An 8,327-nucleotide genomic window follows, 5' to 3' on the forward strand; every position below is an offset into this window, starting at 1 on the left:
ATACCTTCAGTGTCTTTTCTTATTAGCTTAAATTGGATCCGGTCTCAGTGATGACTCAAGGGGCAGGGAGAACACCTCTCCCGCCTATCTAGCTGTCGTCACCCGCCACGTTCAGTGTCGTCTAATACACGCCCTTTGCCCCCAGCTTACTCACTTGGTCAGGCAGAGAGTTGTCCGGTTGCCCCTGCAAGGCTTTGTTGACTTTTTCCTCAGCCTGGTTCAATTCCTTCAAGGCTTTTTCGTAGTCACCAAAGCTGTTGCCCCCATAAGCCTTAGCCAGGGCTTTGTGCAGTACCCGCAGCACCGTATCTGGCGAAATGTTGTCATGGCCCACCTGCAACTCGACAGTGAGTTTTTGTTCGTGCTCCCAATCGAGAAATAGGGTATTGACCTGGCTCTTAAAGGGCGTTTCGTTTTGGGCAATAGTGCGCAGCCGCTGGGTCAGGGTCGTTTTGCCCATGCCTCCTGGCCCATAGAACAACAGCACCGAGGGCTCAGGCTCTGGGGTGGGGTTGCGCTGGGGCAACAGTTTGCCAAAGGTGGGCAGGTGCCGCTGACGCCGAGTAGGGATGAGGGCCGTCAGCGATCGACGAAATTGTCGCTGTTCTTCGGTTCTGGCTAAAAAGATGTCTTGCCCCATTGTCCTGGCTACCCGAAGTTCGCTCCATCCTAGCCCAAGCACCTGGCCTGTACAACGCGCTGCCCATTGGGTGATAGGCATACTGCGCTTTGCAGCATCTACAGATGCTCCTGTTAAGTGATGGGTGCCCTACCCTACAGAGGCTTTTGCTAGCGGCGTCAATCAAAAATCTGCAATGGGCATTGCCCTAGCGATCGCCCTTTGGCCCCTGGGCACCTTAGGGCGACGGTGGATGGCCGCTATCCGCCGGGTTAACCTACCCTATGGGGCCTCTACCGATGCCGTACAACAACATCAGTGCCGACCTGTCTACCGCAGACCTCAACGAAATCAAAGCAGCCCTGGCCACCATTGAGCAAAAGCTGCCGTTCTTGGTCAACCTCACCGCCGACGAGCGCCGCCGCCTCTACAAAATGGGCGACAAAAGCCTGGCCTTTGTCAGCAATAGCCTTACCGCCGCCCAAAACAATCCTGAAATCTTGCCCGCCAGCTTCGACACCGCCGAGCTAGCCCGCGACTACCAGCTCGCCACCGTGCTCAGCGAACTGCGGCTCAACCTGCGCCAGGTGACCGAAAAGGTTGACGACACCCTGCTAGCCGTGGGCAGCGAGGCGATGACCAGCAGCCTCAGCGTGTATGACTACGTCAAAGCTGCCGCCAAGCGCCAGCCCGGTCTCAAAGCGGTGGCCGCTCAATTGGGTGAGCGCTTCAAGTCTATGCGGCAGAAGACCGACAAAACCGAGGTCATGGCCGAGGCTCGGCCCTAGCCGCTTGAGGTGTCGAGCCTCGAATCCGAGGTATTGACACTCAAGTTTGAGCCTAGCGGTCTCACCGCTGAGGCTAGCTATGCTGAACAGCGAGGTTGTGATTCTCGGTGACGAGAAGATTTTTCTCGACCGAGAGTATCATGGCCTCGCTGTTGAGGTTTAAAGCCTGGGCGCTGAGGTGCGATCGCTTAACCGTCGAGGTTCAGTGCTCTGGCACTGAGTCTCAGAGCTTCGGCGTTGAGTTCCAGAACCTGGGCGTTGAGCCCTAAGACCTCACCGTTAAGTTTCAGAACTTCACGGGTGAGACTCAACACCTCGTCGCTGAACCCGATCGCTTACAAAACGGGGCACTGACTAACATCGAATAGCTGGCGTTGCTGAATAGCAGCATAAATTTGAAGGCGTAGGCGCAGCCAATCTAGAGGCCTCATGGCCATTCGCCCTTACGAGGAAGGTCTGACTTTGAGCCCCATCTGCATCTAACCATTCCGAAGATACTAGGAAAAAGGGCTCAGCGAGGGACAATGCACAACCCATTCCCCGGCATGAACCCCTACCTCGAACAACTTGTCCTCTGGCCCCAGGTGCACAACCGCTTGATTGTTGCCCTGGCCGATGTCATTACGCCTCAAGTCCGGGTTTCCATAACGACAAACAAAGTGTCACTAGCGGTTTAATGACACACTTATGTCCCGATGGCAGCAATGTGACTCCACCGACAGCAACCTATCCCTAATGACAAACAATGCGTCACTGTACATCTAAGCGGGTGGGGGGAATCGAACCCCCATCATTAGCTTGGAAGGCTAAGGTTTTACCACTAAACTACACCCGCAAACCAGTGGTTATCTTATCACATTGTGCCTGAAGGCCGAGCACCTGAGAGGCTCGACTCATGGGCAGAGATCGGGGGTAGGCTACCTATCTGAGCCGCCTTTTGATGGATACGATACCGGATGCTTTGGGCTAAATCTTTATAATGAGACACTAAACCGCCGGTTGAGCGGTGATTTAGTTTACTCCTGGCAATGACGTTCCAGAGTTACGTTTCGTGGTGTGTGGTGGTCGGCTGTTGTTGTCTAATGAGTTAGGTTTGCCTGTGTCTGCATCTGCATCGACAGCGTATCTATTGGTGGTTCACGGTAGCCGCGACCCTCGCCCTGGGCAAGCCATGGAGCGATTGGCCCATTTTGTGCGATCGCAGGAGGCCGGACTATGGATGACGGGCACCCGAGCTAAAGATCGCAGCGATAGCAGACGGTCTGCCCCCGCGCGGTTGGCCAGCGGCGATGCCTCGCTCCTACTGCGGCGCAGTACTTCCTTAGACGGGTCGAAACCTGGCCCAGAAACGCCTGTTTTGGGAGCATCTGGCCTTTACCGGGCCAGGATATCGCTGCCTGATACGGTGAATGGCCCTTTGGTCGGTACGGCCTGCTTGGAAACCGAGGCGTTACCCCTGCACCGACAGATTGTCGAGTTTAGCCGTCGGGCCTGCGCGGCTGGTGCCCAGCGGATAAGGCTGGTGCCTCTGTTTTTGCTGGCCGGGGTGCACGTCATGGATGATATTCCGGCGGAGGTAGAGCAGGCTCGCCAGGCGCTGCCGGGCGTAACCCTGGAGGTTTGCCCCCACCTAGGCAGCCATCCCGGTATTAAAGGGCTTTTGCGCCAGAAGCTACAGTCAACCGCTAACAAAACTCCGATCTTGTTGGCCCACGGCAGCCGCAGACCGGGGGGCAATGACGCCATTTGTGCGCTGGCCCAGGCATTGGGAGGGGCGGCGGCTTTTTGGGCGGTTGACCCGAGCTTAGAGTCTCAGGTCATTCACTACATGCAGACTGGAGTGCAGCGGGTCGCTATTTTGCCCTACTTCTTATTTGCGGGCACGACCACCGATGCCATTACCCACCTCACCGAAGAGTTGGCCGAGCGGTTTCCGAAGCTGGGATTTCACCTGCTGCCGCCCCTGGGGCCTTCGCCAGAACTTGCTCGCCTGGTTATTGACCTCGCCACTGGTCAGGTACCTACCAAGGCGCAGCAGGCCCCAATTCCTATGCAGCGGGTGGCCTTTCGCCACGCGACTCATTCTTCGTCAATGGTGTCGTAGAGGTTGGTATGGGGGGGCTGACGCGACAGGTATTGGCACAGGCTTCCCGAGGCTGCTGGCCTGGTGCTCTGAGAGGATGGTCAAACTTGGCATCTAAGAGCTACTTCGTACAGGTCAGCGACGGTTTACGCTAGGGAATCCTGGTTGCTTAACTATGACGTTTGTCTCTGTTATCTGAGTTTGATCATGCTTATGGTGTCAGCCGCTTCTGGGCCTCATGGGGGCCAACCTTTCGGCAAAGTGTACCTAGTTGGGGCTGGCCCAGGCGATCCGGGCTTGTTTACGCTGCGGGGTAAGGGGCTGCTGGAAGGGGCCGATGTTGTAATCCACGATGCTCTGGTAAGTGCCCCGATTTTGGCTATGGTTAATCCCCAGGCCACAGTCATTAACGCGGGCAAGCGTCGGGGCCGTCACTCTCTGGGCCAGGAAGCGATCAACCAGCTCATTATTGATCAGGCCAAGGGCAATGCCGTCGTGGTGCGGCTGAAGGGCGGCGACCCTTTTGTGTTTGGACGCGGTGGTGAGGAGATGGCGGCCCTGGTAGCGGCTGGCATTGAGGTAGAGGTGGTACCCGGTATTACCGCTGGGGTGGCGGTGCCCGCCTACGCTGGCATTCCGATTACCCACCGCAGCCAGAGTTCGTCGGTGACCTTTGTTACGGGGCACGAGTCGGCGGGTAAGTACCGCCCGAGGGTAAACTGGCGCGCCCTGGCTCAGGGGTCTGAAACAATTGTGGTGTACATGGGCATTCACAACCTGGGCACCATTACCGCCGAGCTGCTGGCCGCCGATCTCAGCCCTGAGACGCCCGTGGCGCTGATTCGCTGGGGTACGTATCCTCAGCAGGAAACGCTGATTGGCACCCTGGCGACGATTGTGGCTCAGGTAGCTGAGGCTGGGTTTGAAGCGCCCGCGATCGCGGTAATTGGCCATGTCGTCAGCTGGCATGAGGTATTTAACCACTGCCGCCCCACCGGCACCGTTTGGCCCTAGAGCTATTCGCCAGCCTTTAAGAAATCCAGCACTTCGTCGCACCAGTCGATCCAGTCTTGCTCGTAGCGCATACCCCGCCGCAGGGTGAGGTAGCGAAACTGCTCGGTTTTGGGCGGGTCTGCGATCGCCCCATACAACGCCGCCATCGCCTGAAACTCAGCCAGCTTCTCGGCGTGCAGCTGGCGGCGACGGTGCAGCTCTTGAATCAGCAGAGGCTCTGACACAAAGGGGGCGGCGAGCACCTTCACCAGCAGGTCTTCGCGAATGGGGGTGGGTTCGCTAGGTTCGGCGTACCAGCGTTCTAGCTCAGCCTTGCCAGGGTTGGTAATGCCATAGATTTTTTTGTCGGGCTTGCCCGCCTGGGGCACGGTTTCGTGGGTGACCCAGCCCTGCTGCTCCATTTTGCCCAGCTCGCGATAAATCTGCTGCTGGCTGGCTTGCCAGTAGCAGCTAACGCTTTCTTCAAACCGCTTGCTGATGTCATAGCCGCTGAGGGACTCATGCGACAGCACCGCCAAAATCGTGTGGGACAGGGCCATAGGGGAGGGGGTTCTTTTGCCCATTGACATACTCAACTATTTGAGTATACTCTTTGGTCAGAGTACACAACAAATTGAATATCTACTTTTTGAATATCTATTTGTTGTATACCCATTAGTTGTATAGTGCCTTGTTGTTTTGTCACGACAGTTTTGTCACGACAAGGCTCGTTGCCGGGTTGGGTCTAGTTTGCTCGTCTGTTCACTCTTCTCGAAGGTGCCGTCATGACCGACGCTCCCACTTCCAGTCATTTGATGTCTACAAAGCCTCATTCTGTCGAACCAGCGACTCTTCCCCATCACCCGGTTAAACGGGTTCGTCGCTGGCGGCTACGCATCCGTCGCTGGTGGCTGGTGCCGCTGGCGACGGTGCCCCTGGCGGTGGGGGTGGGTCTGCGGCAGCTGAGCCAGCCGGTGGATGCGATCGCCAATGCCCCCCCGCTACCGGTCGAGACCGTCGCGCTAACGCCGGTCGAGGACTACACCGTAGACCGCCAGTACACAGGCGAAATTGTGGCTAAACGTAGCAGTGCTCTAGGGTTTGAGCAGGGCGGTACGGTGGTGGCGGTGCTGGTACAGGAGGGCGATCGCGTGGAGGCTGGTCAACCCCTGGCCCGGCTAGATACGCGCAGTTTAGAAGCCCAACATCAGCAGATCGTTGCCCAGCGCGACCAGGCCGTGGCCACCCTAAACGAGTTGCAGAATGGCCCCCGCCAGCAGTCGATCGCGGCGGCCCAGGCGGCGGTGGGCGACCTGGAGCAGCAGCTGGCGCTATCTCAAACCCAGCGCGATCGCCGCGTCGATCTCTACGAACGGGGGGCGATTTCGCGCGAAGAACTCGACCAGCAAACCTTTGGCACCGGAGCGCTCGACAATCGTTTGGCCCAGGCCCAGAGCGAGCTAGATGAGCTGCTAGCCGGTACTCGGCCCGAGCAAATTGCTGCCCAGGTGGCCCGCGTGCGTCAGCTAGAGGCCAGCCTTCAGACGGTGGATGTAGACCTTTCGAAGGCGGTGATGACAGCCCCGTTTAGCGGTCGGATCAGCGATCGCGCCGTCGATGAGGGCGTGGTCGTCAGCGGCGGCCAAACCGTTTTGCAGCTGAGCGAAGGGGGCGCAACCGAGGCCCGCATTGGCATTCCCGCCGAGGTCGCCGACAGCCTATCGATCGGCAGTGCCCAGCGGGTGGAGGTGGGCGATTCCCAAGGTGAGCGCTCCGCGCAGCGCAGCTTTGCCGCCACCGTCACTGCGCTGCTGCCCGAGCTGGAATCGACCAGTCGCACGGTCACCGTCGTGCTGCAGTTGGAGACCCCAGAGGATCTGACCCTGGGCCAAACTGCCCGGCTGGTGCTCCAGGACACTCAGCCCACCGCTGGGTTCTGGCTACCCTCTACCGCCCTGGTGCAGGGTGAGCAGGGGCTGTGGTCGGTGTATGTAGCCGATCGCAGCGAGGATGCCGCCGCCAGAGTGGCTCGTCAGCCGGTAGAAATTGTCCATACCGAGGGCGATCGCGTGCTGGTGCAGGGCCTGGTGGAGCCGGGCGATCGCGTCATTACTGCGGGCACCCATCGAGTGGTGCCTGGTCAAGTCGTCAGCATCCCTAACTAAAGGAAGTTTCCTATGCAAGCTTTTGTAACCGGCAGCACTGGCCTGCTCGGCAGTAACCTGGTGCGCGAACTGGTGGATCAGGGGTATCAGGTCAAGGCTCTGGTGCGATCGATCGACAAGGCCAAGTATCTGCTCGGCGACCTGCCCCAGGTGCAATTCATTCAGGGCAATTTACAGAATATTCCCGCCTTTGCCGCTGAGCTGCACGGGTGCGAAGTGCTGTTTCACGCCGCCGCCTACTTTCGTGAATCCTACGGGACGGGCAACCACTGGCCCATGCTGCGACAACTGAATATCGACGCCACCATCGAACTGCTGGAAATGGCAGAAGCTGCCCAGGTTCAAAAGGCCATCTACGTCAGCTCGTCGGGATGCATTGGTCGCAATCCCGACGGCTCGCCGGGGAATGAAAGCACCCCGCCCGGACCAATTACCTATGACAACCTCTATTTCAAAAGCAAGCTGATGGCAGAAGCTGCGGTAGCCAACTTCATCAAGGGCCATACCATGCCCGTGGTGCTGATCTGTCCCGGTGCCATGCTTGGTCCTCAGGATGCAGCCCCGACAGAGCTGGGGCAGTTTGTGCTCAACTTTCTGAACCGCAAAATTCCGGCCCGGCTACCGGGGGGAATGCCCTGTGTCGATGTGCGAGACGTGGCTACAGCCATGGTGCAGGCGGTAGAGCAGGGCCAATCGGGCCAGCGTTACCTGATTGGCGGTGAGTACTACTCCATAGCAGACCTGATGACCCATCTAGAGGCGGTCAGCGGCGTACCTGCGCCCAGGCTTAAAATGCCAGGCTTGATGATGCGGATCTTAGCCGTTGTTTCCACCCTGGTAGGGCGATTCAGGAGCCAGAAGCCGGAGATTCCGGTAGAGGGGGTGAAGATTATGCTGGCGACTATGGCCTACGACTCCACCAAGGCCCAGCGTGAATTGGGAGTCCAGTTCCGGCCCCTGAAAACAACGCTGGCCGACATGGTGACCTGGTATCGCCAAGCCAACTACCTGTAGGTCATCACCATGTCCATTCAGCTTTTGAGCGGCGGTAGGACATCGCAGAGAGTCGATACACTTGCGGTAAGTTCTGACAACTTATTCAGCGAGGAAATCACTATGGCCGGGGTGCCCACGCCAGGTCTAGACCTGATCAAAACCTTTGAGGGTTTGAGTTTACAAGCCTACCCAGACCCCAAAACAGGGAATTTGCCCATTACCATCGGCTGGGGTTCGACCCGCAATAAGAATGGTCAGCCCTTCAAGCTGGGCGATCGCATTAGCCGGGAGGAGGCCGACGAACTGCTGATGACGCAGGTCGCCAATACCTACCTGCCGCCCCAGCGGCGCATTCCCGGCTGGAGCAACCTAAACGCCAACCAGCAGGGCGCAATTCTCAGCTTCGCCTACAACCTGGGGGCCAACTTCTACGGGGCCAGCGGATTCGAAACCCTTTCGCGGGTGCTGCGCAACCAGGAGTGGCAGAACATTGAGGCGGCTCTGATTCTTTACCGCAACCCCGGCACCAATGTAGAAGAAGGGCTGCTGCGCCGCCGTCTTTCGGAGGCCAACGTGTTTTTAGCCGGTACGCCGGGGGTGGCTCTCAGTGCTGCGGGGCAAAGGTATTTGGCGGGCGGGCGGACTTCTGTGCCTGGATCTAGGCTCAGCCGCGAGGCTCAGGC

8 protein-coding genes, 1 tRNA gene and 1 pseudogene are annotated in these 8,327 nt (G+C 58.4%); 7 read left to right on the forward strand and 3 right to left on the reverse strand.

The window, feature by feature from the left end; translation table 11 throughout:
* Nucleotides 1-121: 121 nt before the first annotated feature.
* Complete coding sequence (locus IQ273_RS26795) at nt 122-721, reverse strand: hypothetical protein (RefSeq protein WP_194026192.1); 600 nt, start codon at nt 719-721, stop codon at nt 122-124.
* Between the two features lie 197 nt (nt 722-918).
* On the opposite strand from IQ273_RS26795, the gene IQ273_RS26800 reads away from it, so the two are divergent.
* Complete coding sequence (locus tag IQ273_RS26800; RefSeq protein WP_194026193.1) at nt 919-1,407, forward strand: hypothetical protein; 489 nt, start codon at nt 919-921, stop codon at nt 1,405-1,407.
* A 524-nt stretch (nt 1,408-1,931) separates the two neighbouring features.
* Nucleotides 1,932-2,045 (forward strand): annotated as a pseudogene (locus IQ273_RS26805) (DUF4058 family protein); the annotation flags it as partial.
* A gap of 126 nt (nt 2,046-2,171) precedes the next feature.
* Here IQ273_RS26805 and IQ273_RS26810 read toward each other — a convergent pair.
* Nucleotides 2,172-2,242 (reverse strand) — tRNA-Gly (locus IQ273_RS26810).
* A 264-nt stretch (nt 2,243-2,506) separates the two neighbouring features.
* On the opposite strand from IQ273_RS26810, the gene IQ273_RS26815 reads away from it, so the two are divergent.
* Both IQ273_RS26815 and cobA read left to right on the forward strand, forming a co-directional pair.
* Nucleotides 2,507-3,511 carry a sirohydrochlorin chelatase gene (locus IQ273_RS26815; RefSeq protein WP_194026194.1) on the forward strand — a complete coding sequence of 335 codons (1,005 nt, stop codon included), beginning with the start codon at nt 2,507-2,509 and terminating at the stop codon, nt 3,509-3,511.
* A gap of 192 nt (nt 3,512-3,703) precedes the next feature.
* The gene (gene cobA, locus IQ273_RS26820; RefSeq protein ID WP_194026199.1) at nt 3,704-4,504 is read left to right on the forward strand and encodes a uroporphyrinogen-III C-methyltransferase; all 801 of its coding nucleotides are present in this window, start codon (nt 3,704-3,706) and stop codon (nt 4,502-4,504) included.
* A gap of 2 nt (nt 4,505-4,506) precedes the next feature.
* Here the strand turns inward: cobA and IQ273_RS26825 are convergent, their stop codons facing one another.
* A complete protein-coding gene (locus tag IQ273_RS26825; RefSeq protein ID WP_194026195.1) occupies nt 4,507-5,043 on the reverse strand; it encodes a PadR family transcriptional regulator in 537 nt (178 codons plus the stop codon).
* 225 nt (nt 5,044-5,268) lie between these two features.
* Here IQ273_RS26825 and IQ273_RS26830 point away from each other — a divergent pair, with 225 nt between their 5' ends.
* The 3 genes from IQ273_RS26830 to IQ273_RS26840 all read left to right on the forward strand — a co-directional run.
* A complete protein-coding gene (locus IQ273_RS26830) occupies nt 5,269-6,648 on the forward strand; it encodes an efflux RND transporter periplasmic adaptor subunit (protein WP_194026196.1) in 1,380 nt (459 codons plus the stop codon).
* Between the two features lie 12 nt (nt 6,649-6,660).
* Entirely contained in the window at nt 6,661-7,662 is a 1,002-nt protein-coding gene (locus tag IQ273_RS26835; RefSeq protein ID WP_194026197.1) for an SDR family oxidoreductase, read from the forward strand.
* Nucleotides 7,663-7,671: 9 nt separating this feature from the next.
* Nucleotides 7,672-8,327: lysozyme (locus tag IQ273_RS26840; protein ID WP_194026198.1), on the forward strand; the 656-nt coding region annotated here is incomplete at its 3' end.

Source organism: Nodosilinea sp. LEGE 07298, from assembly GCF_015207265.1.
In the GTDB taxonomy this organism is placed as follows: Bacteria; Cyanobacteriota; Cyanobacteriia; order Phormidesmidales; family Phormidesmidaceae; genus Nodosilinea.

Bases quoted from the DNA above. Each gene is read 5' to 3' on its own strand.
- IQ273_RS26795 (WP_194026192.1), bottom strand. From the start codon at position 721: ATGCCTATCACCCAATGGGCAGCGCGTTGTACAGGCCAGGTGCTTGGG.
- IQ273_RS26800 (WP_194026193.1), top strand. From the start codon at position 919: ATGCCGTACAACAACATCAGTGCCGACCTGTCTACCGCAGACCTCAAC.
- cobA (WP_194026199.1), top strand. From the start codon at position 3,704: ATGGTGTCAGCCGCTTCTGGGCCTCATGGGGGCCAACCTTTCGGCAAA.
- IQ273_RS26825 (WP_194026195.1), bottom strand. From the start codon at position 5,043: ATGGCCCTGTCCCACACGATTTTGGCGGTGCTGTCGCATGAGTCCCTC.
- IQ273_RS26830 (WP_194026196.1), top strand. From the start codon at position 5,269: ATGACCGACGCTCCCACTTCCAGTCATTTGATGTCTACAAAGCCTCAT.
- IQ273_RS26835 (WP_194026197.1), top strand. From the start codon at position 6,661: ATGCAAGCTTTTGTAACCGGCAGCACTGGCCTGCTCGGCAGTAACCTG.